Raw genomic sequence first — 25,677 nt, forward strand, 5'->3', positions numbered from 1 at the left:
TGCAATCGAACTGCCCGGAAGTGAGGGCGTTTCCATCCATCTACAAGGAGCATGTTCCATGCGTAAAGTGATTCTGTTGGGCGCACTCGCCCTGGCCATGTCCGGCAGCGCCTTCGCCCTGACGCCCCAGCAACAGCTCATGGGCACCTGCAACGCCCAGGCCAAGGCGGCCAACAAGACCGGCGAAGCACGCAAGGCCTTCATGAAGTCCTGCCTGTCCGCCAAAACTGCCACCCCCATGGCCGCATCGGCTCCCGCTCCGGCAGCCAAGCCCCTGACGCAGCAGGACAAGATGAAGGTCTGCAACAAGAACGCCGCCGGCAAAAAGGGCGACGAGCGCAAGGCCTTCATGAAGTCCTGTCTGAGCAAGTAAGCCCCTCTCCCGGCATTCCTCGATGCCGGGGCAGGGTCTCGGGCGCGCACATGGTCCTGCCGCCCGAAACACAAAGAGCGCCTCGCAAGAGGCGCTCTTTGTCATGGCGAGCATGATGGGCGTGGCCGGCGGTGTGCCGGAACATGCCCGGCGCAGAGGCTCACGCGCTGCGGCGCAGACGCTCCGAGAGCTCATCGACCACTTCGGCCCATCCGCCGTCCCGGCACAGCTCCTCGCGCAGAAAGCGTGCCTGGCTGGCAGTCCAGAAGGGAGCTTCATGAAGGTGAACAAAATTGCTCAGCGTGCGATGCTTGGCAATGAAGGTCTCGATACCCTCGGGACTGGCATCGAGCCCCAGCTGCTCGAACAGGGCGGGCATATCGTAGTTACCGGTATACATGGTGTGCTCCTCGGAAAAGGGAAAGATCCGCATCGCCTGCGCGGCGGATCAGCAAAAAGCGAACTGCCTCTGCATCATATCCGGCCGTCTTCGGGAACCTGCGGGGACAGCCCAGGCTCCGGAGCGGAGGCGGCATGTGCGGCATCTGCGGTCAGCACTTCGGCCACCCGGGGATAGCGTCTGGCCAGCAGCTCATGCAGCCCGAACTCCTCGGCAATGGCCTGCATGCGTTCGGCCGCACTGCGCTTGCGGTGGCCGGTGTAATGGGCCAGGATCAGCTCGTTCTTGAGGCTGTGCTCCCAGCCCACGAGCTCCGTCACGGTGACGCTGTACCCCTGCGATTCGAGGTAGAGACAGCGCAGCACGTTGGTGATCTGGCTGCCGATTTCGCGCGTGGGCAGCGGATGCCGCCAGAGCTCAGCCAGCGGAGTGCGTGCCAGCTGCAGGGCCTTGCCCTGTCGCAGACACGAGGCCACCTCTGCCTGACAGCAGGGCACGAGCACCATGTCGCGCGCATGCTTGGCCAGCCCGAACGCAATGGCATCGTCAGTGGCGGTGTCGCAGGCATGCAGGGCCGTCACCACGTCGATCTGCTCGGGCAGCTCCGCGCTGTGCTCGGACTCCTGCACGGTCAGCGGCAGAAAGGCCATGCGCTCGAATCCGAGTCGGCGCGCGAGCTCCTGCGACCGCTCCACCAGCTCGCGTCGAGTCTCGATGCCGTAGATCGTGCCACCCGTGCGCTGCGAGAAATACAGGTCATAGACGATGAAGCCCAGATAGGACTTGCCTGCCCCGTGATCGGCGAGCGTGACCTCCTGCCGTCCCCCTGCCTCCAGATCCTGCAGGATCTTCTCGATGAATCCGTAGAGGTGATAGACCTGCTTGAGCTTGCGCCGCGAATCCTGGTTGAGCTCGCCTTCGCGGGTCAGGATGTGCAGCTCCTTGAGCAGCTCGATCGACTGCCCCGGCCGCAGGGCCTGCCGCACCTGCTCCTGCCGTGCCTCGGCCTTGCCAGCCGCCGCGTGGCGAGAGCGCTCCTGTCCGCGTGGGCGGACAGTCCGTGTGTCATTCATGCGTTCATTCCTGTGTATGCCCATGCACCGGGCAGCGGGACACCCACTCCTCCGGGGTCACATGGGCCGTGATGCCCAGCTTTTCCCAGCCTTCATGCCCCATCTCCTCCAGCAGAGCCATGTTGCGGTCCGGTATGCCTTCGACATCCGGATAGGTATCGACCGCCAGATCGATGCTCTCCTCGCGCAGCAGGTGCAGCGTGGGATAGGGGGCCTGGTTGGTGGCATTGCCGATGTCGTCTTCCTCGGTGCCATCGAACTGGTAGCGCGGATGGAAGGTGGCAATCTGCAACACCCCCTCCAGCTCCAGGTCCGCCAGAATTTCCTCTGCTGCCCCGGCAAAGTCGTTGAAATACAGAAAATCGTCGAACATGGCCGGAAACACCAGCAGCGTCGTCTCGCGCTCTTCCAGTGCGCAGGAGGCCAGTGCCACCAGCTCGTCGTGCACGGCCTGCAGCGCCTCCTCCTCGGTCTGGGCGACGCTTACCGTCACCTGCAGCCGCCCCTTGCCTACCGATCCCTTGGCAAACGGACACAGGTTGAGGCCGATCACGGCCTTGTCCACCCATTCGAGCGTATCGGCACGCACCTGATCGGTCAGGGGATGGGCAGGATGCGAAACATTCTCGGACATGACAAATTCCTCCAGATCCAGGGCGGGGATTCAGGCCACCTGCCACTCGCGTCCGGTGAGCTCCTGATGGGCCCGGAGCGCAAAGCGGTCGGTCATGCCTGCAATATAGTCCGCCACGGCCCGTTCGGTATCCTGGCGGCATGCAAATTCGGGTTTCATGGCTTCGGGGTGTGCACGGTAATGCGCAAACAGATCACGCACCACCTGCTGCGCCTGCTCCATGGTGTGCATCACATGCGGATGGCGATAGAGCGAATGCAGCAGCACCTGCTTGAGCCGCGCCGACTCCTCCCGCATGGCGGCACTGAAGCCGACCAGCGGCGGGCACTGCCGCACGTCGTCGATCGACATCGGACGGTATTCCTTCAGGGCCGCCTGGGTCGCGTCGATCACGTCATACACCTGTTCGCTGAGCATGCGCCGGATGGTTTCGTACAGCACCCTGCGTCCTGCCAGCTGCGGCCACTCGCGCACCACCCGCGCATGGTGGCGAGCCACCAGTGGCACCTGCAGCACGTGCTCCCATTGCAGCAGCCCGCTGCGCAGACCGTCGTCGATGTCATGGGCGTTGTAGGCGATCTCGTCGGCCAGATTGCACAGCTGCGCTTCCAGCCCGGGGCGTGTGCCATCGACAAAGCGCCGCCCCACCCCACCCGGCTCGCGCTCCTCCAGCCACCGGGCGTTGCGGGCCGAACAATGCTTGAGAATGCCTTCGCGGGTCTCGAAGCACAGATTGAGCCCATCGAAATCCGGATAGCGCTGCTCCAGCACGTCCACCACCCGCAGGCTCTGCATGTTGTGCTCGAACCCGCCGTGGTCCTTCATGCACGCATGCAGCGCATCCTGCCCCGCATGCCCGAAGGGGGTATGCCCCAGGTCATGCGCGAGCGCAATGGCCTCTGTGAGGTCCTCGTCGAGCCCCAGGGCGCGGGCGATGCTGCGCCCCAGCTGCGCGACCTCCAGGCTGTGCGTGAGCCGGGTGCGAAACAGATCCCCTTCGTGGTTCAGGAACACCTGCGTCTTGTACACCAGACGCCGGAATGCCGACGAGTGCACGATGCGATCCCGGTCACGCTGGAAATCTCCCCGCGTCGGGGCCGCCGGTTCGGCATGTCGTCGCCCACGCGAATGCAGGGGATGCGCAGCCCAGGGCGCATGGCCCTCGGGCGCCACCCCCAGCGCCTCGCGCACCTCGTCGTGCAGATCAGGAATGTAGACCGCCATGCGCGTGCCCTGTGCCGCGCCTCAGCGGGGTGCCGAACAGGCTGCGATGACCTCGGCCACCATGGCATCGGGGGCGGTGGCCAGCGCAGCTTCCCCAGGATGGGCCAGCACCACGAAACGGATATGCCCGGCCTCCGCCTTCTTGTCCACCTGCATGTGATGCAGCCAGGCCTGCACATTGGCGTCCTCCGCCTCCGCCAGACGGGGTGCCACCACCGGCAGACCTGCCCGCTCCACCAGCGCACGCAGTCGCTGCACGAAGGCCGCATCCACCAGTCCCAACCGGCAGGACAGCTCGGCCCCCATCACCATGCCGCATCCGACCGCCTCGCCATGCAGCCATACACCGAACCCCAGACCAGCCTCGATGGCGTGTCCGAACGTATGGCCAAAATTGAGGATGGCCCGCATGCCGCCCTCCTGCTCGTCCTGCCCCACCACCCAGGCCTTGATCTCGCAGCTGCGCCGCACTGCCACGGCCAGCGCCTGGGCATCGCGCGCGCGCAGGGCTTCGACATGCGTCTCCAGCCACTCCATGAAGGCCATGTCCGCGATCGGTCCGTACTTGATCACTTCGGCCAGCCCGGCGCTCAATTCGCGGTCCGGCAGCGTATCGAGCGTGCGCATATCCGCCACCACCCTGCGGGGCTGGTAGAACGCCCCGATCATGTTCTTGCCCAGCGGATGGTTGATGGCGGTCTTTCCCCCCACCGAGGAGTCGACCTGGGCAAGCAGCGTGGTAGGCACCTGCACAAAAGGCACTCCCCGCATGTAGCAGGCGGCGGCAAATCCGGTCATGTCCCCGATGACGCCCCCCCCGAGCGCGAACAGCACCGTCTTGCGGTCACACTGCCGTGACAGCAGGGCATCAAAGATCTGCTGCAACGATTCCCAGGTCTTGTACGCCTCGCCATCCGGCAGTTCCAGCACATGCACGTGGGCATAGTGCGCTGCGAGTTGCGCCACGAGCGCATCGGCATACAGGGGAGCCACCGTGGTGTTGCTCACGATCATGGCATGACTGGCCCTGGGCAGCCCCTCCCAGGTCTGCGGGCTGCACAGCCCCCCGCTGGAAATATCGATCGCATAGCTGCGATCCCCCAGCGCAATCGGCACCTGGGCGCTGACGCCTGCACCACCCGCCTGCCATGCGGGCAGCGGCACAAGGGTCTCGAAACGGGAGAGGGAAACAGTATCGGAAGCAGTGGAGAGGGTCATGCTGGCATTGTGACGCAGGAACGGCCCTTTCCCATCACGACACCCTCGCGGGGCCCATTGCACCCGCGTTTTTTCCGGTGCTCAGCGCACTGCCTGCTGCAGGTGTTCCGGCGAGGAGCAGGAGCTGCCCCCTTCTGATCGCTGGGGCAATGCCTCCGGAGGCTCGTCGCCCCCATCCTGCGGAGCCATGCCGGCCATTTCCAGCTGCATGGCAATGTGATTGACCAGCGTCTGCACCGGCGTCCGGGTCGTCTCGATCACATAATGCGCTGCATCACGGTACTGGGGATCGCGTGCCTTGAACATCTGCTGCAGCTTGCCGCGCGGATTGCCCACCTGCAGCAGCGGCCGCTTGGTATCGTGTCGCAGCCGCCGGAACAGCTCGTCGGGCGTGGCGCGCAGATACAGCACCGTACCTCCCTGACGCATCAGCGCACGGTTCTCGGGCCGCAACACCGAGCCCCCCCCGGTGGACAGCACGCACGGGCGGCCCTCTTCCACCAGCCGGCGCAGCATCGCTGTCTCCAGATTCCGGAAGGCCTCCTCGCCCTCGGCCTCGAAAAAAGTCCGGATCGACATGCCGATCTCCTCCTCGATGGCCTGGTCGGTGTCGATGAAGGGCAGCGCAAAGCGCCGGGCCACATGTCGGCCCGCCGAGGACTTGCCCGAGCCGGGCATGCCGATGAGAATGATCACGACGTTCGCCTCACAATGCATGAAGATCGATGGACAGGGAGAGTCGGCATTCTAGAACGACACCTCTGGCCAGAACAGCGCCCCCGTGCAAGGACAGCATCCGTCCCCTCACATGCACCTGAAACGAAACGCTCGCCGCCCCATAGAAAAAGGGGCCGGTTCCCCGGCCCCTTTCTGCGGTCGCAAGTGCTTTCGGTCTCTCACTGCATCGCAGCCCGCGAGCTGACGATCTTGGGAGAGATGAAGACCAGCAGTTCCGTCTTCTTGGTCGACTTGGTCGTGTTCTTGAAGAGGTTGCCCAGGATCGGGATGTCGCCGAGCAGCGGCACCTTGGTCACGTCCTTGTTGTTGGTCATGGTGTAGATGCCGCCGATCACCACCGTGCCGCCATTCTCGACCAGGACATTGGTCTGGACATGCTTGGTGTTGATGGCGTAGCCATCGGTCGTGGCCTGTCCGACCGAATCGTTGGTCACGTCGACATCCATGATCACATTGCCTTCGGGCGTGACCTGCGGCGTCACCTCCAGCTTGAGGTTGGCCTTGCGGAACTGCACCGAAGTGGCACCACTCGACGTGGCGGACTGGTAGGGCAGCTCCGTACCCTGCTCGATGATGGCCTTGGTCTGGTCCGCCGTCACCACACGGGGGCTCGACACCACCTTGCCCTCGCCGTCCGCTTCCAGCGCAGAGATTTCCAGCGTCAGGAAACGGGAGGCACCCGACGAGAAGATCGACACCGCCATGGCTGCCGCACTGTAACCGTTCTGTGCCGTGGCCGGCAGATTGAACAGCGTGCCGCCGTTGGTGGAGTTCGTGGTGTCGATGCCAATGCCACCGCTGGTGCCGGACCGCCCCGTTCCTGCCGTGCCATTGATTCCCAGCTTGGCCCCCAGCGAACGCCCCCAGCTGTCGGTAGCCTCCACGATGCGTGCCTCGATCATGACCTGGCGCACCGGCACATCGAGCTTCTGCACCAGGGCCTGCACCTGCTCCAGCACCGAAGGCACATCCGTCACGAACAGCTGGTTGGTCCGCGATTCGGCAATCACCGATCCCCGTGCACTCAGCATCTTGGTCGAGTTGCCCGAACCGCCCGAACTGCTCTGTCCGCTCAGCCCCTTGGCGATGTCCACGGCCTTGGCATAGTTGAGCTGGAAGGACTGGGTCTGCAGCGGCTCGACATCCGAGACCGCCTTGCGGTTTTCCAGTTCCTGCTTTTCCTTGGCGGCCAGCTCGTCCTTGGGCGCGATCCAGATCACGTTACCGCTCTTCTTCATGCCCAGACCCTTGGCCTGGAGAATGATGTCGAGTGCCTGATCCCACGGAACGTCCTTGAGCCGCAGCGTGACGCTGCCGTTGACCGAGTCGGAAGTCACGATGTTGAAGTTCGTGAAGTCCGCAATGACCTGCAGCAGCGCCCGGATCTCTATGTTCTGGAAGTTGAGCGACAGTTTCTCGCCGTGATAGCCACGCCCCTGGGTCAGCTTGTTGGGATCGGTCTGCAGCGGATGCACCTCGATGACCAGCTGGTTGTCGCTCTGGTAGGCAGAATGCTCCCACTCCCCGCGCGCAGCAATGACCATGTGCACCCGGTCGCCGGTCTGGGTCGTGGTCACGCTCTGCACCGGGGTGCCGAAGTCGGTCACGTCCAGACGCTTGCTGAGGGAAGGCGGCAGCGAGGACTTGAGAAAGTCCACCACCAGATTCTGGCCTTGCGGCTTGATGTCGACGCCCACCTGGCTGCTGGGCAGATCCACCACGATGCGGCCGCTGTTGTCCGAGCCACGGCGGAAGTCGATGTGCCGCAGCCCCATCACATGCCGGTTGACGCTGGGGGCAAAGGTGCGGGGAGCCACATTCGCAACCGTGGCCGCTGCCACGGGATCGAGCGTGATCAGCACCGTCTTGCCGCTGATGGTGGCGCGGTAATTGGTGGCCTGCTTCAGGCTCAGCACCACACGGGAACGCTCACCGCCCTGCACGACCTGGGCAGACCGCAGATTGCCCTGGTTGAGCTCGATCATGCCGCGCGGCAGCTTGCTGCCCACGCCCGGAAAATCGAGTGCAATCCGTGCCGGACTCTGTACCACAAAGCCTTCCGGCACCTTGGACAGCGGCTCTGCCATGTCGATGCGAACCACTTCGGTACCGCCCTGCAGGGAGCCAGAGACGTGTTCGATGGCATTCTGTGCCATGGCTGCCGCGCTGGCGACGACTGCAGCCAGCCCCACCAGACAGCGCATGCCCAGCCTGCCAAAAGGATGACGCATGGTTTTCATTTCTTGGTTCCCTCTTTGGTGCCCTCTTGCAGATCCAGCGTGGTTGTGCGCTCGATCCATTCACCGGCCGCATCCTGCGCGATTTCGTGCAGCGTGACCTGATTTTCCTTGATTTCAGTGATGCGCCCGTAGTTCTGGCCCATGTAGTCTCCCACGTGCGCCTGATACAGAAGGGTATCGACCTTCACGAGTGCGATCGGCTGGCCGTTCTTCTGCAGCATGCCCACATAGGAGATCGTGTCCAGCGGATAGGATTCGAGCGGCTGCTTGCGCCGGTTCTGCTCCTTGAGCAGCAGGGGGTTGTTGGCTGCTGCTGCATTGATGCCGAGGGCGTTCGCCAGACGGTCGAAACTGAAGGGATCGGCCCCCTGCTGGGGCGCCTTGTAATCCAGGGCCGCATAGGGCTTGGGCTCGGGCAAGGGCCGCACCGACGGACGGGCTGCACGCTGCTGCTGCTGCATCCACTCCTTGGTGCCGTCGATGGTGGAATTGCTGCATCCCACCAGCGCCAGCGAAACGCCCAGCACGCTCAGCGACGCACGGAACAGGGTGTGGTTCATGGCTTGCCTCCTGCGGGTTGCGAGGCGGATGCAGCCGGTGCACCGCCCTTCTTGCCCTTGGCGTTCTGCTGCTGCACGGCCATTTCGCTCTTATCCAGATAGCGGTAAGTATTCGCCGTGGCATGGAGCCCCAGTGCACCGCCTTCCTTGGCCTGTGTGACCTCGATGTTGCTGAGGGTCACGATGCGCGAAAGATGGGCAATGTCTGCCGCAAATCCGGCCACGTCAGGGAAGCTGCCGGACACCTTGATGTCGACGGGAAGCAGGGCATAGTAGTCCTTGATTTCTTCCTTGGCTGGCTTGAACAGCTCGAACTGCAGGCTCCGCCCCACACCGGCCTGGTTGATGTCGGAGAGCAGTGCATCCATTTCGGCACGGCCCGGCAGCTGCTTCTCGAGCTGCACCACATACTGCTCGACCTGCTGGCGCTGCTTGCGCAGCGGCTCCAGGTTGACGACCCTGGCGTACTTGTCCACGTAGTCCTTCTTGAGCTCGGTCTCCTGCTTCTGACGCTTGGCCAGTTCATCCATCTGGTCGTTGATGAGGAAATACCAGGCCCCGGCAAACACCACCAGTGCCACGCCCACGCACAGCAGGATGCGCGGCAGAAGGGGCCAGGACGAAGGATTGCTGGTGTCAAGGCCACGGAACTGTTCCGCGATCCGCTCGCGCAGCTCGACGAAATCGATGTCCTTCTTGATTTTGAGTGTTGCCATGCCTTACCCCTTGTTCGCACTTGCAGGCGCCCTAGGCTTGCCAGCCGGTGCATCCTTGGTTTCTGGCTGCTTGAGCGTCAGGGTCATCTTGAAGCCATAGGCCTTGCTCTTGCCCTTGTTGTTGGGCAGCGTGACGTCCTGCACCGTGGTTTCTTCCAGCTGGGGGCTCTTGGCCAGCAGCGTGGAATCCCTCAGGTTGCGCAGGAACTCGGACACCCGTTCATTCGACTGCGCTACACCGGCAATGGCCACCGTGTCCTTGGTCTGCTTGATGCTGGTGAGATAGGCGCCGTCAGGAAGCTTGGCTGCCAGCTCATTGAAGAGCTGCACCGGATCGTTGCGCTGCTGCTGCAGACCTTCCACCGCCTGCTGCCGCTCGTGCAGGGCGGCAATCTCGGATTCCAGGTTCTGGATGTCCTTGATCTTCACATCGAGGGCGCTGTTTTCCGCCTTGATGAAGGTATTCACCCCTTCCTGCTGGGAAATGAGGATCTGGTAGTAGGCATAGACCAGCCCGGCCAGTGCCAGGCCAGCCACTCCGGCCATGCCCAGCACCACATTGAACATCTGCTGGCGACGCTTGCGCGCCGCCTCGCGATGGGGAAGCAGGTTCACCAGAATCATGATGCGAATCTCCGCATGGCCAGACCACATGCCGTCAGGAATCCAGGTGCATCACGACGCAGCTTGCGGTCCTTGAGCGCCGGGCCCATGGTCATGCCGTCAAAGGGGTTGACCAACAGGCAGGGCACATCGGCTGCCTCGGTAATGACCTCGGTGAGCTTGGGCAATGCGGCAGATCCTCCTGCCAGCATGATGTAGTCCACCTTGTGATAGGGCGTGCTGCTGTAGAAGAACTGCAATGCCGCCTGCAGCTCCTGGGCCAGCCGCTCCATGAAGGGCTGAAGCACCACATGCGAATAATCGTCGGGCAGCTGGGCATTGACCTTCTTGGCCTCGGCTTCCTCGAAGGTCATGCCGTAGTACTTGGCAATGTGCTGGGTCAGCTGGATGCCCCCGAAGGTCTGCTCGCGCTCGAACAGCACCTCATCGTTGCGCATGACATACACGGTGGTGCTTTCGGCTCCGACATGGGCCAGGGCAATCAGCGCGTCGCGCCCGCCTTTGGGCAGGGTCGACACCAGCCGCCCGCCGGCCAGCTGTGCGGCGTAGGCCGTCACGTCGAGCACCTTGAGCTCGACCCCGGCGGCGCTCATCACGGCCTGCATGTCATCCACACGCTCGCGGCGCGCCGCCACGATCATCACGTCCACGTCGCCGGCCGACACCATGGAGGGCCCCATGATGCAGTAGTCAAGACTGACATCCTCCAGCGGGAAGGGAATGTATTGCCCCGCCTCGCCTTCGACCTGCTGGTCGAGCTCATCTTCGCGCAGCCCTTCGGGCAGCACGACCTTCTTGGCGATGACGGCGGAGGCCGGCAGGGCTGCCGCAACCTGTCGTGCCTTGGTGCCGGACTTGAGAACCACACGGCGGATGGTGTCGACCACCACATCGAACTGCTCGATCTGGCCGTCGGCTCCCACAGCCCCCTTTTCGAGGGGCTCGGCCAGACAGCGCTCAAGTACCCAGTGGCCGGCGGCATCACGATCCAGCTCCACCAGGCGCACGCTGGCGGAACCCACGTCCAGTCCGAGCATGGCCGGCGGTTTTCTGCGAAGCAGATTGTCAAGTATGCTCAACGGAGCCCCCCTGCTGCTGCGGTGTTTTGAAAAAAGATATCAGGACACAATGCAGCAGATTATGACTTTTGCTTACACTCTGCCACCGCCACATCGTAGCAGCGCTGATCCGGGCCCATGGTGCCGCCCGGGACATTCGCCGCCTTTTGTTGTCAAAAAAGTACGCTTTATTATCACTTTGCTTCTTGCCTGAAAATTGCGGTAGCGGTTTCAGTGGGAGGCTGTTACACCATGAACACCACATGAAACATGCGCCGGCGGTGGAGGTGGTGCACAATGTGGCGCGACCCTTCGGGGGCCTGCTCATGGAAGTGGCCCAAGGCACGGGTTTCGCCGCGCTGAGCGGAGAAAATGGCCCATGATTCCCAGCAGCGATGCCAGCCGGCTGCCCATGTCGACAGGCACGGTGCTGAAATCCCTCCCGACAGGCCCCTGATCTGACAGAATCCTGAATCCCTCGCGGAAGTCCCAAGCTCCTGCTCCGTTCCCTTTTCGCTGGCCTCATTTCACGAGCCACTTCATGACGCGCATGCCCACAGACCACGCTGCCCCTCAGCCTTCCTCCACGCCCCCTCAAGCTCCCCGCCCTCCCGCAAGGAAAGGCTGGTTTTCCCGGCTTGTGCTCTGGGTGCTCGGCCTTGTTTCGGCGTTCGTGGTCACGGGCGCGATGCTGCTGATGGTGGCCCTTGCGGTGGCCTACCCCAACCTGCCCGACATTTCCAGTCTTCAGAACTATCAGCCCAAGCTGCCGCTGCGGATCTACACGGCAGATGGCGATCTGATTTCCGAATTCGGCGAGGAAAGACGGAGTTTCGTGCCATTCAACGAAATTCCGAAGAGCATGAAAAACGCCGTGCTCGCCATCGAGGATGCCCGCTTCTATGAGCACGGAGGCATCGATTTCACCGGTGTGCTGCGCGCGGGTCTGGCCAACTTCAGCCGCTCCAAGAGCCAGGGCGCATCGACGATCACGATGCAGGTGGCACGCAATGTCTACCTCTCGTCGGAGAAGACCTTCACCCGCAAGATCTATGAGATGCTGCTGGCCTTCAAGATGGAGCATGCGCTCACCAAGGACCAGATCCTGGAGATCTACATGAACCAGATCTACCTCGGGAACCGTGCCTACGGGTTCGCGGCCGCCTCCGAGGCCTACTTCGGCAAGCCCCTGCAGCAGATCAACCTGGCCGAGGCCGCCATGCTGGCCGGTCTGCCCAAGGCGCCTTCGCAGTACAACCCGGTCGTGAATCCGAGTCGGGCCCGCATCCGCCAGCTCTACATCCTGCAGCGCATGGTGGAAAACGGCTTCATCACGCCGGCACAGGCCGAGGAGGCCAAGAACACCCAGATCGTGCTCAAGCACGCCACGAAGGGCGAGACCGTGCACGCCGAATATGTCGGCGAGATGGTGCGCCAGCTCATCTATGCGCAGTATGGAGCCGAAGCCTATACCCGCGGCCTGGATGTCTACACCACGATTTCCACCAAGGACCAGAATGCGGCCTATGCAGCCGTGCGCGCCGGCATCCTGCGGTATGACGCCCGCCGCCCATACCGCGGCCCTGAACATTTCGTGAATCTCCCCAGCGATCCCGCCCTGCTCGACGACGCCGTGGTGGATGCCCTGGCCGATTACCCCGATGCGGGTGACATGCTGTCTGCAGTGGTGATCTCAGCCTCTCCGCGCCGCGTGGTGGTTCGACGCAGCGACAACGACGACATCACCATCGCCGGCGATGGTCTGCGGTTTGCTGCCTGGGCCCTGTCGGGCCGTGCAGGATCGGCGCAGCAGATCCGGCGCGGAGCCATTGTCCGCATCGTCAAGGCGCCTGGTGGTGGCTGGTCCATCCGGCAGCTGCCCGAGGTGGAGTCTGCGCTGGTGGCCATGGATCCCCGTACCGGCGCCATCCGTTCGCTGGTGGGTGGATACGATTTCGCCAAGAACAAGTTCAACCACGTGACCCAGGCGCTGCGGCAGCCGGGGTCGAGCTTCAAGCCCTTCATCTACTCGGCCGCACTGGAAGCCGGCGTGAGTCCCAGCACGGTCGTGAGCGACTCGGAACTGGTGTTCGATGCAGGGGTGACGGGCGGACAGCCCTGGGCTCCGAAGAACTACGATGGCTCCTTCGGACCGCCGCTCACCGTGCGTCAGGCCCTGGCCAAGTCCAAGAACCTGGTGTCCATCCGCATCCTGCAGACGGTGGGAACCCAGAAGACCCAGGAATGGGCAGGCCGCTTCGGCTTTCCTCCTGACCGCACGCCGCCCTACCTCACCCTGGCGCTCGGCGCGGGCACGACCAATCCGCTGGAAATGGCGGTGGGCTACTCGGTGTTCGCCAATGGAGGCTATGCCGTCAACCCCTACATCATCTCCCTCATCAAGGACCAGCGCGGCAATACCCTGCTCGAAACCAAGCCTGCTGCCCCGAACGAGGCGCGACGCGCCATTCCCACGCGCAACGCCTTCATCATGGACAGCCTGCTCAACGAAGTGGCCACGCATGGCACGGCTGCCCGCGCCACACAGGCCCTCGGACGCCCCGACCTCTATGGCAAGACCGGTACCACCAATGACTCCAAGGATGCATGGTTTGCAGGCTTCCAGCCGTCGCTGGTGACGGTGGTCTGGTTTGGCTTCGACAATCCGCGCAACCTGGGCGATGGCGAAACCGGCGGGGGCCTGAGCCTGCCGATCTGGATCGACTACATGCGCACGGCGCTCAAGGATGTGCCCGTGAACGAGATCCACGTGAAGCCCCCTCTGGGCGTGGTGCGCTCCAATGGTGACTGGGCCTATGAGGAGTTTGCCGGTGGCCGCGGCATCTCTCGCATCGGCGTGTCCGATCGCCCCCGTTCTGCCGCCGTTCCATCTGCAAGCGACGGCACCGATGCAGCCAATCCGGTAGATGGCAGCCAGGGCGCAGCGGCAGGAACTCCCCCTGCCGCCGGCGGCACGGGTGGAGGCGGATCGGGTGGCGGAGGCGGAGCAGCCCCAAGCACGCCCCCCGGTACCCGCAGCGAAGACATGTTCCGCGGAAACTGACGGGCTCCCGCTCAGGTCACGTCTCCTTCATGAACACCAAGGCCGTGCCGCATGTCTCCCATGCTGCACGGCCTTTTCCTTGCTTGCTTGTCTGCCTGACGACAGGGTGTGACGACTGTCTGTCCAGACTCAGGCAAAGTGCAACGGCATGCCCGACTGCTCGGTGGCGCAGCGGCTCAGGTGGTCGAAAAATTCGCCGTGCCCCTTGGTATCGACCCATTGCTGGCCATCGAAGGTGTAGTGGAAGCCCCCCGCCTTGGCAGCCATCCAGATTTCGTGGAGCGGCTTCTGCAGGTTGATCACGATCTGGCTGCGGTTGGGAAACACCAGCGTCACCATGCCGCCCACGCGCTGGTTGTCGATATCGGCATCGGTTTCATCGTTGATGCGGTCGCATGCTGCTTCAATGCGCTGCAGTACCTGCTCAGCCGCATCCATGTATTCCAGGTCAGTCATTACAATTCCAGCCTATGATGAACATGCGAATCATTGTAATGAGCGGCCTCGCGGCCTTCGGCATCGTGGCGGCAAGCGGCTGCGGCCAGAAGGGGAATTTGTATCTCCCCACCGCTCCGGAAGCGGCCCATCGAGCTCCGCTGCATGCGCTGCTGCTGGGGCCTCTGCGTCCAGCCTCTGCTGCATCGAGTCCTGCGGCCACCGCTGCTGCGCTGCCGACCGCCGGCAATCCTGTCGATGCCGTGCCCGCGCACTGAGCTCCCTGTGCCTCCTCCCTCTTTCGGACCCCTTTCTTCATGACACATCCCGTTCTTCCTGGCCATCCCTTCTTTGCACGCAACACCGCCGGAGCGCTGTGCGTGGAAGGTCTTCCCCTTGCCGAGCTGGCCCGGGAACATGGCACGCCGCTGTTTGTCTATTCACGCGCAGCCATGCTCAAGGCCCTGCACGCCTACGAGGAGGGATTCCGTGGCCGAGATGCCCTGATCTGCTACGCCATGAAGGCCAATTCCTCGCTCGCCGTGCTGCAGGTCTTCGCGCAGGCCGGATGTGGATTCGACATCGTCTCAGGCGGGGAGCTCCAGCGCGCCCTGGCTGCAGGCGCCCCTCCGGCCAAGATCATTTTCTCGGGTGTCGGCAAGACCCGCGCCGAAATGCGCCTGGCCCTGACGACGGGCATCGGCTGCTTCAACGTGGAAAGCCTGCCGGAGCTGCATGTGCTCAACGAGGTGGCAGTGGCCATGGGCACACAGGCGCCCGTCAGCATCCGCGTCAATCCCAATGTGGACCCCAATACCCATCCCTACATTTCCACGGGGCTCAAGGGCAACAAGTTCGGCATCGCCCATGAAGAGGCCCTGGCTGCCTACCGGCTGGCTCGCGACCTGCCGGGGTTGCGCGTCGTCGGCATCGACTGCCACATCGGGTCGCAGATCACCCAGATGAGTCCCTATCTGGACGCCATGGATCGCATGCTTGATCTGGTGGAACAGATCGAGGCCGAAGGCATCCGGCTGGAACACTTCGACTTCGGCGGAGGCCTGGGCATCACCTACACCGATGAAACGCCCCCTTCGGCCCATGCCCTGTGGCATGCCCTGCTCGCTCGCATGGATGCACGCGGCCTCGGTCAGCGCAGACTGCTCATCGAACCGGGACGCTCCATGGTCGGCAACGCGGGGGTGTGCCTTGCCGAAGTGCTCTATCTCAAGACCGGCGAGGCCAAGAATTTCTGCATCGTGGATGCCGCCATGAACGATCTGCCGCGTCCAGCCATGTACGAGGCCTATCACCAGATCCTGCCCGTGCAGTCACGTCCGGCCACAGGCGACATGCCGACCTACGATGTGGTGGGCCCGATCTGCGAAAGCGGGGACTGGCTGGGACGCGACCGCACGCTCGATGTTCAGCCGGGCGACATCCTGGCCGTCATGTCGGCTGGAGCCTATTGCATGAGCATGGCGAGCACCTACAACTCCCGGGGACGGGCGGCCGAAGTGCTGGTCGTCGATGGCCAGCCGCACCTCATTGCAACCCGCGAGGACATTGCCTCCCTGCATGCCCGCGAACGGCTGCTCTGATCGAACGGCCATCCCGCCGGGTGCTGTGGTCTCCCGCCTCATGGGCATGGGGCGGGTGTCTGCCGTCTGCTTCACGCGGCCCCCTGTCCCCGTGTGTCAATGCCCGCAGCCACCGGCAGGGGCGTTCCGGTTCCAGTACCAGAGTCTCCATGCCAGCAGCCCTCCCAGCACGGCGGCATACAGCATGGGCTCGATCACCTGATTCTTGCTGGCGCGCACCCAGAAGAAGTGCAGCATGGCCAGTGCAGCCACCACATACACCAGCCGGTGCAGCACCTGCCAGCGTGCAGCCCCCAGTGCCCGAATGGCCGCATTGGACGACGTGAGTCCCAGCGGCAGCATGCACACGAACGTCGCCATTCCTGCAAAGACATAGGGATGGCGCGCCAGGTCATGCACCAGCTTCCCGCTCTCGAAGCCCACGATGAGCCACAGATACAGGGACAGGTGCACACAGGCATAGACAAAGCTCAGCTGACCCAGACTGCGCCGGAACCGCAGCAGCTGGGGAAGGTGCAGACTCACCCGGGCAGGCGTCACCGCCAGGGTAAGCAGAAGCATGCGCAGCGCCCAATCTCCAGTCCCCCGCACCAGGGCCTCCTCGGGATTGACGTAGGCCCCTGCAGAGGCGCGCCCGATCAGCCATGCCAGCGGCATGAGCGCCACTCCCCACAGCAGAGGTTTGCTCCAGGGGTTCGTGAGCCAGGAATGTCTGGCAATGACAGTGGACATGAAAACAACCTTCCTTTCTCTTCTCTTGAATCGGCAAATCTGCTCAAAAATACCGATGCAGATCCATGCCGGCATACAGCCCGGCCACCTGCTCGGCATAGCCATTGAAGGGCAGGGTCGGGCGCCGCGGTTCCCACGCACCTTCGCCTATGCGGCGCTCGGTCGCCTGGCTCCAGCGTGGGTGATCCACCTCTGGGTTGACATTGGCGTAGAACCCATACTCAGCGGGTGCCTCACGCACCCAGGTCGTGACCGGCGGAGTGGCCATCACGCGGATGGTCACGATGCTCTTGGCACTCTTGAAGCCATACTTCCAGGGCACCACGAGCCTGAGCGGGGCACCGTTCTGGGCTGGCAGCGCATGCCCGTACATTCCAAAGGCCAGCAGGCTCAGGGGGTGCAAGGCCTCATCGAGCCGCAGGCCTTCGGTATAGGGCCAGTGCAGCACCGCATCCCGCACTCCCGGCATCTGTCCTGGGTCGGCCAGCGACTCGAAGGCCACGTAGCGGGCATTTCCCGTGGGCTGGGCACGCTTCAGAACATGCGCAAGCGCATACCCCTGCCACGGAATGACCATGCTCCACCCTTCCACGCACCGCAACCGATAGAGCCGCTCCTCCAGGGGGGCGAGCCGCATCAGGTCCTCGACTCCGAGGGTATAGGGGTGCAGCACCTCCCCCTCCACGCGCAGCGTCCAGGGACGCAGCCGCATGGCACCCGCACGCTCGGACGGATCGGTCTTGGAGGTTCCCCACTCGTAGAAGTTGTTGTAGTGCGTGGCATCACGAACCGGCGTGGGCCGATCCACGGCCCAGCCGCCAGCCACGGAAGTTCGCACGGAGGAGAGGGGAGTGCCCATGTCCTTCGGGGACCGCACGGAATCGCTCTCGCCATTGCCTCGACAGGCTGCCAGGCCTGCCCCGGCCATCCATGCCCCGGCGTGCTGCATCCAGCGCCTGCGGCTTCCTGCCACCGCCTCGGGCGTGATCTCGCTGGAAAGAATGGGCGGAACCGCCCCGAAGCGATTCGCCATTTCTCCTCCGTGGGTCAAGAAGTCATTGCACGCATCCGGATCCCCCTGCAGCCGGCGTCCCAAGGGGAGTACAGCCATGGCGAGCACCGGCATCCCGGCAGCAGGCCTCGTTCAGCATGGGGTTCGACTCATTGTGCGCCATGCACACCCCCTGCCGAAAGCAATTCCCCTCATCGGCCAAGGGACTCGGCCCTGCCCGCCACGGGAAGAGGACTGTCCACCAGACAGTCCTGCCTGCCCGACTCGACACGGGTCTTACAGGGTGCCGTAGCTGTGCAGGCCGCTCAGGAACATGTTGACGCCGATGAAGGCGAAGGTCACTACGACCAGCCCCACCAGAGCCCACCAGGCGGCTACCGTCCCGCGCAGCCCTTTCATGAGCCGCATGTGCAGCCATGCCGCATAGTTCAACCACACGATCAGAGCCCAGGTTTCCTTGGGGTCCCAGCTCCAGTATCCGCCCCAGGCTTCGGCCGCCCAGAGCGCCCCGAGCACGGTAGCGATGGTGAAGAAGGCGAATCCCACCGCAATCGCCTTGTACAGCACATCATCCATCACCGTCAGGCTCGGCGTGTGCTGGTTGATGGTGCCGCGCAGCGCCACCATGAGCCCGAAGAACACCAGCAGCCCACCCAGCATGCGGCCGCTCTTGGTCAGGGCCTGCGTCATGGTGGGATCCGGCGAACCGAGCAGCGCGTACAGACCCACTCCCGCCAGTACCACAGCCGGCACTCCCACGAGCCCGATCAACAGGGCCCGCAGGCTGCTGGTCTTGAGCAGATAGGCCAGGGCCACCATGGCCGCCAGGGCAAACGTGCCATAGCCCACGAAGTTGGCAGGCACATGCAGCTTCATCCACCAGCTCTGCAGGGCAGGCACCAGCGGCTGAATGGCCTGCGCCTCGCGCACCAGCGCATACCACAGCAGAAACCCGACCGCCGCGCTCACCACCGTCATCACGAAGGCCCCCAGCGCACGGGTGCGATAGAGCTGCTCGTAGTACAGGTAGAACAGAGTGGTCATCCAGCAGAACAGCACGAACACTTCATAGAGGTTGCTGACGGGGATGTGGCCGATGCCGGCCCCGATGTGGTGACTTTCGTACCAGCGCACCATGGTCCCGATGAGCGCCATGCCCACCGCGCCCCAGGCCAGCCAGGTTCCCATGCGCTGTGCGGTGTTGGCATGTGCCACGCCGTCCACGGGATGCTTCTCGCTCGTGAACAGGCCGATCCAGTAGAAGAGCGTGCTCATGTAGATGAGGACACACATCCACAGAATGGCGGACTGGCTGGAGAGGAAATACTTGAGCCAGAACACCGACTCAGCCCGCTTGAGATCTCCCTGATAGGCTGAGATGGCCAGCAGCGAGAAGGCTGCCACCACCAGCATCAGCCGCGCGGCGGGACGCCAGAACCATCCGAGCGCAATGACGAAGGGTACTGTGCCGGCCAGAATGGCCTTTTCATAGCCATCCATGGCACCGCCGTACTGGGCAAATGCCACGATGCCACCGGCCACGGCCAGCACGGCAAAGAGCCAGTCGAACCAGGTGCGGCCCGACAGCCACCCTTCCTGCAGATGGATGATGCGTGTGGCTTGGGAGCCTGCAGACAGATCAAGCGTGGTGTTCATGGGGGTGCTCATGCGTGGATTCCCAGCAGTTTGTCCTTGAGGACTTCAAATTCCCGGTCGCTTTCGAGGTTGCGACGATTGCTTGAAAGCGCCATGGTAGCGGCGCTGACGCCTTCCTGTCCATCAACCGGTGTCAGCCAGACCCAAACGCGACGTTCGCGGATGTACAGCATGGCAAAGACTCCCAGAATCAGGAAGAAACAGCCTGTATAGACGACCCACTTGCCCGGCGAACGCGTCACCTGGAACACGCTGGCCTGCACCTGCTTGAAGTCCTGAAGCTGGAACAGCAGGGGCTCCGGATACAGCGGCGCATCACTCAGAGCCACGACCGCCTGCACCATGAACGCGCGGTTGCGCTCCTGGCCCATGTCGAGTGCCGGCAGATGGGCCTGGGCACGTTCCAGCTGCGCCAGCTCCAGCAGACTGCCGTTGAGAATCTTGAGCAGCACATCGCCCACACGCGCCTGCTGGTCGGCCGGCACGGTCTTCTCGATGAAGCTCGCCACCGCCTGCAGGCCAAAGCCGCGCGCGGCGTCGCCATTGGGGTCCAGCCCGGCCTGCGCCATCTTGGCCGGATCGCCCGCAAACAGATCCATCACCCGCTCGGCCGATGCCGTGAGCTGCTTCACCACCTCGGGGGGCTGCCCTGTGGTGGCTTCGGCTGCATAGCGCCGCACGGCCTCGGCCCGCATGGCCGGCGTCATCAGCGCGGTGCGCAGACGCTGGAACTCGCCCAGCCCGCCCTTGTCATCGGCCGGGATGCGAAGATAACGGAACGGCTGGTTGGGGTCGGTGCGTACCCCGAACAGAAATTCGGGCACGCCCCCCTGGGACGAAGCCACGGGCTGCATGTAGTTGTTGAACTCGCGCGCCTGTCCCGACGCATCGCGCAGCTTGTAGGCGATGCTCGGCCCCACGTTGCGCAGCTGCTTGTCGCTCCTGCTCTGGGCCGAGCCCAGATTGGCATTGAGGGTGTGCTGCAGGTCGACCTTGCGCACATCCACTCCGTTGCCCTCTCCCTCCTTGCCGAAATTCTCGACGTTGATGACCCGCAGGTTGGTGATTTCCAGCGTGCGCTGGTCCTTGCCATTGCTGATCGTGGTGGATTCCCCCACCTTGCTGTGCACCTCGAACGGGGCCACAGCAGCCCCTCCCATGGGAACCGCCTTGAGCGTCACCGAGGAACCGCCATCCTCGAAGCTGCTCTGGTAGATCTCGATGCCCTTGAAGCTGGCCGGATGATTGACCTCGATGCGGGCAGGATGCTGTTCTCCCGTAGTACGGTCACGCAAGATCACATCGCTGGCGAACAGCCGGGGCATGCCGGTGGGGTAATACTCGACGATGAATTTCTTGAGCTCTATCGAGAAAGGCAGATCCTGCACCAGCACGCCATCCTTCTGACTCAGGATGGCACTGGAAGCCGAAGCCCCCTCCGGCACAAAGAGATTGCCACGAAAGCTGGGGTTGTTCGGTCCCAGTCGCGAAGCAGCCGGCACCTCGGCAATCATGCCTGCGCCGCGATAGACCTGCTTGCCATTGAACCAGGTCTGCGCCCGCACCATCAGATCCCCATCGAACAGCCCTCCCAGACAGATGAGCACGATCGCGCAGTGCGCAGCCAGATAGCCGATCTTGTTCCAGCTCCCTGCCTTTGCAGCCACCATCCAGCCCATGCCCTGGGCGGTGCGGCGTTCCTGAAGGCGCACCTTCCATCCGCTGCGCACCAGGCTCTGTCCCAGACGCCGCGCGGCCTCCTCGGGAGTGCCCGCCACCTCTGCGGTGGCCTTCTGCCCGAAAGCCCGCAGCGCCTGCTCATGGATGTTTTCCTTGAAGCTCCGGAGATCCTGCAGGATCTTGGGCGTATTGCGCGCAATGCACAGGCTGGTGCTGGTCACCAGAAAAGCCAGAATCAGCAGGAACCACCATGCACTGTAGACACTGTAGAGCCCCAGCACATCGAACACCTGGGCCCAGAAAAGCCCAAACTGGTTGATGTAGTTGTTGTAAGGCTCATGTTGCTTGACGACGGTGCCGATCACCGAGGCGATGCAGATCACCGTCAACAACGCAATCGCAAAGCGCATCGAGGACAACAGCTCGACAGCGGCACGCATGCGGCGCCCGCCCTTGCCTACCTGGAAGCCTTCAGTGGAAAAAGTGGTCATGTGTGATCCATCCTGCTGCATACCGGCCAACCGTCTCTGCGTCCCTTGCGTCCACAGTTCCAGAGAGCACCCCATGCGCCCGTCCCTCCAGCAGGTTCAGGTTCCGCATGGTAGCGGAAACCCCAGCTCCTCGCCTTGCCGCGAGTCAGACACCCGTGGTCCGGTTAAGCAATCCAAAAGAAAAGGCGGGGGAAAACCCCGCCTTGCCAGTCAAAGACCGCTGTTCGCGCAGACATTTCGTCTGGCCGCGAGCCGGGAAACAGCACCCGCAGCCTTTCTTTCTGCCCCAGACACCGATCAGTGCAGCCCTTGCACGAAATCGGCCACAGCCTTGATCTGGGCGTCGTTCATGCCGTTGACCACTTCGGGCATGACCTTGTCGTTGGTGCGCACGCCGTCGCGGAAATCCTTGAGCTGCTGCTCGACATAGGCTGCGTGCTGCCCGGCAAGGCGCGGGAAGCGGATGGGAATGCCAGCACCGTTCGGGCTGTGGCAGGCAGCACAGGCAGGCACCCCACGGTTGGCAATGCCGCCGCGCCAGATCTTTTCGCCGAGGGCAATGGTGTCCTTGTTGGTGGCAGAGCCAGGCGTCATCTTCTGGGTGGTCACCCAGTAGGCGATGTTGCGCATGTCCTGCTCGCTCAGGGGCGCAGCCATGCCGTTCATGATGGCGTTCTTGCGCACTCCGGCCTTGAATTCCTTGAGCTGCTTGACGAGATATTCAGGATGCTGCTGCGCGAGGCTGGGATTGGCAGCGATGGCGGAATTGCCATTGGCTCCATGGCAGGCAGCACAGGTGACGAAACTGGCCTTGCCCTTGGCGAGGTCGGGAGCACCGGCCGCCATGGCCGCGCTGGCAGCCAGGAGAGTCGTGGCGGAAATCAGGGAAGCGGCAATAGAGGTAAGAGGCTTCATCATCGCAATAGTCCAAAGTGAGCGGATACACCCGAGCCCAGAGCAAGCGCAATACGGGTAAACTGGCCAATTCTACAACGCGCTGTTGCAAAATTGGCCGGCCAGATACTTTTCTGTCAACCGGAAACCCTTCTGCCATCCGGCTTTTCCGCTTCACGCCCCAGCCCCACACCATGCCCGCACGACGTCCGCCACGCAGCCCCATTCCTCCGAAATCCGGGGCATCCGCTCCTGCTTCCGCCCCCGCCACGCCGAGCCCCCTGGGCTGGCTGCACACGGCACGCTTTCTGACCACGGCGGCCCAGCTGGACCAGCTGCCGGCACTCGACGTTCCCGAAATTGCCTTCGTGGGACGCTCCAATGCGGGCAAATCGACCTGCATCAACACGCTCACACAGCAAAAGCAGCTCGCATTTGCCTCCAAGACTCCCGGACGGACCCAGCACATCAACCTGTTTGCCCTGGGCAAGCAGGGCCTGACCGACGCCGTCCTCACCGATCTGCCCGGCTACGGCTATGCGGCCGTGCCACAGGCTGACAAGCTGCGCTGGCAGCGCGTCATGGCGAACTACCTGGTCACACGTCCAAACCTCCGCGCCATCGTGCTGCTGTGCGATCCACGCCACGGCATGACCGAGCTCGATGAAGCCCTGCTGGAAGTGGTGCGCCCCCGCGTCGAGGAAGGCCTGCACTTTCTCGTGCTCCTGACCAAGGCCGACAAGCTCACGCGCAGCGAAGGCGCCAAGGTTCTGGGCATCACCCGCCTGCAGGCAGGCGGCGGCGAGGTTCGACTGTTTTCCGCCCTCAAGAAGCAGGGGGTCGAAGACGTGGCCCGTCTGCTGTGGGACTGGACGCACTCCCCGGCCGCCCCTTCCCTGTCAGCCGCCGATCCGGCCATCGGCGAACCGCCTCAGGCAGATTGAGCGTCGTACACCGACGCCATGCCCGGCGGGCGGGTCTTGAACCGCTTGTGCACCCAGAAATACTCTTCGGGACGCTTCCGCACCCAGCCTTCCAGGTAATCGTTCATGCGCTGGGTGTCGGCCTCGACATTGGCTGTCGGGAAATCCTTCCAGGGACCCTCCACATGCAGCGTATAGCCGTGCGGGTCCATGAAGGTCATGGTGGAGACCACCTGCGCCCGGCCCAGCCGCGCAAAGCGTGACAGAGAGGGCACGGTCGCAGCCGGCTGGCCGAAGAACTTCACGAAGATCGACTCCTGCGGCCCAAAGTTCATGTCCGGCAGCAGATACAGCAGACCGTGCCTGCGCAGCGCCGAGATGATCGGCTTGACACCGTCACGGCGCCACACCACACGGGCATTGGGAAACCGTGTGCGCCCCCGTCTTGTCCACCGATCGGCCAGCGCGCTGCGCTGCGGCGTGTAGATCGAAATGAAATCCCGTTCCGGCAGCTGCCCCGACAGGGCCATCCCCCCCGCGTCGAGTCCCACGAAGTGGGGCGCAAACAGAATGGTGGAAGCGTCCCCCTCGAACGCACGCACATCCCCGACCATGCGCAGGCGGCGCCGGAGCAGGGCTTCCGAGCCATGCCAGAGCCAGATGCGGTCGAGCACGGCCTGCACGAAGCGCCGGAAATGCAGCTTCAGCACATGCCGGCGCTGCTGCGCACTCCATTCGGGAAAGCAAAGCTGCAGGTTGATGTCGGCAATCCGGCGCCGATCAGGAATGGCCCAGTACAGCACCCAGCCTATGACCGCTCCCAGCCCTCGCCAGAACACCAGCGGCAAATGGGCCAACACGCCCAGCAGGGCATACACCAGACGTCCCCGCCACCCGAGTGGAGGAAGCGCCTTTTCCTGGGAAGACAGCGGATGCTCCGCCTCCTGTGCCGAGTCATGCATGCCCGTTCCCCTGCCCGGACTGGGGTGGTACGCCGGTGCCTCCTTCGGGCGCAGTCGCGGCACGCGCAGGTTCCGGCTGACCGCGCGGCCTGCGGTAGCGTGCATAGTTCCACATGTACTGGTTGGGATTGCTCAGGATGAGCCGTTCCATCTCGTGATTGATATGGGCCACCCCTGCTTCCAGCCCCTCGGGCATCGGAGCCGAGAGCGGACTGCAGTGCAGCACATAGCCCCGCCCCCAGGACAGCCGTTCGCCCCAGATGACGATCACCTCGGCGCCCGTCTGCTGCACCAGCTTGGTTGCCAGAGTCATGGTATAGGCGGGGCGGCCGAAAAAGGGAGCCCACACGCCCTGTCCTTCCGGCGGCACATGATCGGGAAGCACCCCTACGGCCTCCCCCTTGCGCAGAACCTTGATCATCTGGCGCACTCCCGTCAGGGTGGTCGTGACAGTCCTGAGATGCGGGCGATTGCGCACATGCACCATCATGTCTGCCAGCGCCTTCTGTCGAGCAGGGCGGTACATCACCGTCAGGTCCCCGTACTGCGGACCAAACGTCTCCGCCATGGCCTGCGCCGTGATCTCGAAGCAGCCCATGTGGGGCGTCAGAAACACGATGCCCCTGTGCGCTCCATAGGCTCGCTCGACATGCTCAAGCCCCGTCCAGCGATAGGGGACGGGGCGTCCAAGCCACAGGCGCGGCAGCTCGAAGATCATGCGTCCGGCATGGGCCACGGCCCCTCGCACCTGCCCGGCCGTCAGGCCCGCCTGTGCGCGGTTGTCATTCCAGCGCCTGCGATAGGACGGCGCCAGCAAATAGGTGGCCCAGCCGGCCACAGCCCCCATGCCTTGCAGCAGCCACAGAGGAAACACAGAGAAGAAACGAAACAATCCAACCATGATGCTTGACCGGGAACAACGTCCCCGCACCCCCATTCCGGGCAGATTCTGTACAATGCCTCCCGTCGTCGAGTTAAACGAGCAACTTGCAGGGCGACACCCCATTCGACATTGTCGCATGGGCCAGACAGCCAGCCTCCATGGCACAGCGGCTCACTGCTAAAGCGTTCGCCAGGCTCCCTCAATGGCAACGCGTTTTCCCTTTCTCAACCCGTGCCGTTTTTTGGAGTTCTCTCATGGCGAACGACTTTCTCTTCACGTCCGAATCGGTCTCCGAAGGTCACCCCGACAAGGTGGCTGACCAGATTTCCGACGCCATTCTCGATGCCTGCCTCACGCAGGATCCCTACAGCCGGGTCGCGGCCGAAACCCTCTGCAACACCGGTCTCGTGGTGCTGGCAGGCGAAATCACCACCAATGCCACCGTGGACTACATTCAGGTGGCGCGCGACACCATCAAGCACATCG

25 protein-coding genes are annotated in these 25,677 nt (G+C 63.5%); 6 read left to right on the forward strand and 19 right to left on the reverse strand.

Features of this window, described 5'->3' with window-relative positions; all coding sequences use genetic code 11:
• Positions 1-58 precede the first annotated feature (58 nt).
• Positions 59-373 carry a PsiF family protein gene (locus ACE3P9_RS09835; protein ID WP_374493764.1) on the forward strand — a complete coding sequence of 105 codons (315 nt, stop codon included), beginning with the start codon at positions 59-61 and terminating at the stop codon, positions 371-373.
• Positions 374-533: 160 nt separating this feature from the next.
• Here the strand turns inward: ACE3P9_RS09835 and ACE3P9_RS09840 are convergent, their stop codons facing one another.
• The 11 genes from ACE3P9_RS09840 to ACE3P9_RS09890 all read right to left on the reverse strand — a co-directional run bounded on the left by ACE3P9_RS09840 (position 534) and on the right by ACE3P9_RS09890 (position 10,879).
• Entirely contained in the window at positions 534-773 is a 240-nt protein-coding gene (locus tag ACE3P9_RS09840) for a DUF2789 domain-containing protein (protein ID WP_374493765.1), read from the reverse strand.
• 74 nt (positions 774-847) lie between these two features.
• Positions 848-1,846, reverse strand: a complete 999-nt coding sequence (locus ACE3P9_RS09845) for an SAM-dependent methyltransferase (RefSeq protein ID WP_374493766.1) — start codon at positions 1,844-1,846, stop codon at positions 848-850.
• A gap of 4 nt (positions 1,847-1,850) precedes the next feature.
• Positions 1,851-2,480, reverse strand: coding sequence for a DUF1415 domain-containing protein (locus tag ACE3P9_RS09850; protein ID WP_374493768.1), 630 nt, complete (start codon positions 2,478-2,480; stop codon positions 1,851-1,853).
• Positions 2,481-2,510: 30 nt separating this feature from the next.
• On the reverse strand, positions 2,511-3,704 hold the full coding sequence (locus tag ACE3P9_RS09855) for a deoxyguanosinetriphosphate triphosphohydrolase (RefSeq protein ID WP_374493769.1): 1,194 nt from the start codon (positions 3,702-3,704) through the stop codon (positions 2,511-2,513).
• A gap of 21 nt (positions 3,705-3,725) precedes the next feature.
• Positions 3,726-4,922, reverse strand: a complete 1,197-nt coding sequence (gene aroB / locus ACE3P9_RS09860; RefSeq protein WP_374493771.1) for a 3-dehydroquinate synthase — start codon at positions 4,920-4,922, stop codon at positions 3,726-3,728.
• Between the two features lie 81 nt (positions 4,923-5,003).
• Positions 5,004-5,618: a shikimate kinase gene (locus tag ACE3P9_RS09865; protein WP_374493772.1), complete on the reverse strand. Its 615-nt coding sequence runs from the start codon at positions 5,616-5,618 to the stop codon at positions 5,004-5,006.
• Positions 5,619-5,818: 200 nt separating this feature from the next.
• Positions 5,819-7,891, reverse strand: a complete 2,073-nt coding sequence (gene pilQ / locus ACE3P9_RS09870) for a type IV pilus secretin PilQ (RefSeq protein WP_374493774.1) — start codon at positions 7,889-7,891, stop codon at positions 5,819-5,821.
• A gap of 5 nt (positions 7,892-7,896) precedes the next feature.
• Positions 7,897-8,460 carry a pilus assembly protein PilP gene (locus ACE3P9_RS09875; protein ID WP_374493776.1) on the reverse strand — a complete coding sequence of 188 codons (564 nt, stop codon included), beginning with the start codon at positions 8,458-8,460 and terminating at the stop codon, positions 7,897-7,899.
• Entirely contained in the window at positions 8,457-9,176 is a 720-nt protein-coding gene (locus ACE3P9_RS09880; protein ID WP_374493778.1) for a type 4a pilus biogenesis protein PilO, read from the reverse strand. Before ACE3P9_RS09880 ends, ACE3P9_RS09875 begins: the two co-directional genes overlap by 4 nt.
• A gap of 3 nt (positions 9,177-9,179) precedes the next feature.
• Positions 9,180-9,800 (reverse strand): PilN domain-containing protein, encoded by a 621-nt coding sequence (locus ACE3P9_RS09885; protein ID WP_374493779.1) that lies wholly within the window; start codon positions 9,798-9,800, stop codon positions 9,180-9,182.
• Positions 9,797-10,879, reverse strand: coding sequence for a pilus assembly protein PilM (locus ACE3P9_RS09890; RefSeq protein ID WP_374493781.1), 1,083 nt, complete (start codon positions 10,877-10,879; stop codon positions 9,797-9,799). The genes ACE3P9_RS09885 and ACE3P9_RS09890 overlap by 4 nt, the downstream gene beginning before the upstream one ends.
• Before the next feature lie 520 nt (positions 10,880-11,399).
• Here ACE3P9_RS09890 and ACE3P9_RS09895 point away from each other — a divergent pair.
• Positions 11,400-13,922 (forward strand): penicillin-binding protein 1A, encoded by a 2,523-nt coding sequence (locus ACE3P9_RS09895; RefSeq protein ID WP_374493783.1) that lies wholly within the window; start codon positions 11,400-11,402, stop codon positions 13,920-13,922.
• Positions 13,923-14,051: 129 nt separating this feature from the next.
• Here ACE3P9_RS09895 and cyaY read toward each other — a convergent pair whose 3' ends face one another.
• Positions 14,052-14,378: an iron donor protein CyaY gene (gene cyaY, locus ACE3P9_RS09900; RefSeq protein ID WP_374493785.1), complete on the reverse strand. Its 327-nt coding sequence runs from the start codon at positions 14,376-14,378 to the stop codon at positions 14,052-14,054.
• A gap of 23 nt (positions 14,379-14,401) precedes the next feature.
• Between cyaY and ACE3P9_RS09905 the strand changes: the two genes are divergently transcribed.
• Both ACE3P9_RS09905 and lysA read left to right on the forward strand, forming a co-directional pair.
• Positions 14,402-14,635, forward strand: coding sequence for a lipoprotein (locus tag ACE3P9_RS09905; protein ID WP_374493786.1), 234 nt, complete (start codon positions 14,402-14,404; stop codon positions 14,633-14,635).
• Between the two features lie 39 nt (positions 14,636-14,674).
• Entirely contained in the window at positions 14,675-15,958 is a 1,284-nt protein-coding gene (lysA, locus tag ACE3P9_RS09910) for a diaminopimelate decarboxylase (RefSeq protein ID WP_374493789.1), read from the forward strand.
• A gap of 96 nt (positions 15,959-16,054) precedes the next feature.
• Here the strand turns inward: lysA and ACE3P9_RS09915 are convergent, their stop codons facing one another.
• From ACE3P9_RS09915 to ACE3P9_RS09935, 5 genes are all read right to left on the reverse strand, one after another.
• On the reverse strand, positions 16,055-16,690 hold the full coding sequence (locus tag ACE3P9_RS09915; RefSeq protein ID WP_374493790.1) for a sulfite oxidase heme-binding subunit YedZ: 636 nt from the start codon (positions 16,688-16,690) through the stop codon (positions 16,055-16,057).
• Positions 16,691-16,733: 43 nt separating this feature from the next.
• Positions 16,734-17,723, reverse strand: coding sequence for a protein-methionine-sulfoxide reductase catalytic subunit MsrP (msrP, locus tag ACE3P9_RS09920; protein ID WP_374493791.1), 990 nt, complete (start codon positions 17,721-17,723; stop codon positions 16,734-16,736).
• A 255-nt stretch (positions 17,724-17,978) separates the two neighbouring features.
• Positions 17,979-19,358, reverse strand: coding sequence for a c-type cytochrome biogenesis protein CcsB (gene ccsB / locus ACE3P9_RS09925; RefSeq protein ID WP_374493805.1), 1,380 nt, complete (start codon positions 19,356-19,358; stop codon positions 17,979-17,981).
• A gap of 8 nt (positions 19,359-19,366) precedes the next feature.
• Complete coding sequence (locus ACE3P9_RS09930) at positions 19,367-21,529, reverse strand: cytochrome c biogenesis protein ResB (protein ID WP_374493793.1); 2,163 nt, start codon at positions 21,527-21,529, stop codon at positions 19,367-19,369.
• Between the two features lie 297 nt (positions 21,530-21,826).
• Positions 21,827-22,444 carry a cytochrome c gene (locus ACE3P9_RS09935; RefSeq protein ID WP_374493806.1) on the reverse strand — a complete coding sequence of 206 codons (618 nt, stop codon included), beginning with the start codon at positions 22,442-22,444 and terminating at the stop codon, positions 21,827-21,829.
• A 173-nt stretch (positions 22,445-22,617) separates the two neighbouring features.
• Between ACE3P9_RS09935 and yihA the strand changes: the two genes are divergently transcribed.
• Positions 22,618-23,367 carry a ribosome biogenesis GTP-binding protein YihA/YsxC gene (gene yihA, locus ACE3P9_RS09940; RefSeq protein WP_374493795.1) on the forward strand — a complete coding sequence of 250 codons (750 nt, stop codon included), beginning with the start codon at positions 22,618-22,620 and terminating at the stop codon, positions 23,365-23,367.
• Here the strand turns inward: yihA and ACE3P9_RS09945 are convergent.
• Together ACE3P9_RS09945 and ACE3P9_RS09950 are read right to left on the reverse strand one after the other, a co-directional pair.
• Entirely contained in the window at positions 23,355-24,308 is a 954-nt protein-coding gene (locus tag ACE3P9_RS09945) for a lysophospholipid acyltransferase family protein (protein WP_374493796.1), read from the reverse strand. The two genes, yihA and ACE3P9_RS09945, sit on opposite strands and share 13 nt — an antisense overlap.
• Positions 24,301-25,209 (reverse strand): lysophospholipid acyltransferase family protein, encoded by a 909-nt coding sequence (locus ACE3P9_RS09950; RefSeq protein ID WP_374493797.1) that lies wholly within the window; start codon positions 25,207-25,209, stop codon positions 24,301-24,303. Before ACE3P9_RS09950 ends, ACE3P9_RS09945 begins: the two co-directional genes overlap by 8 nt.
• A 236-nt stretch (positions 25,210-25,445) precedes the next feature.
• Here ACE3P9_RS09950 and ACE3P9_RS09955 point away from each other — a divergent pair.
• Positions 25,446-25,677 (forward strand): S-adenosylmethionine synthetase N-terminal domain-containing protein (locus ACE3P9_RS09955; RefSeq protein WP_374493799.1); only part of this gene is annotated, 232 nt, incomplete at its 3' end.

Source organism: Allobrachymonas sp. (assembly GCF_041912815.1).
In the GTDB taxonomy this organism is placed as follows: Bacteria; Pseudomonadota; Gammaproteobacteria; order Burkholderiales; family Burkholderiaceae_C; genus Brachymonas.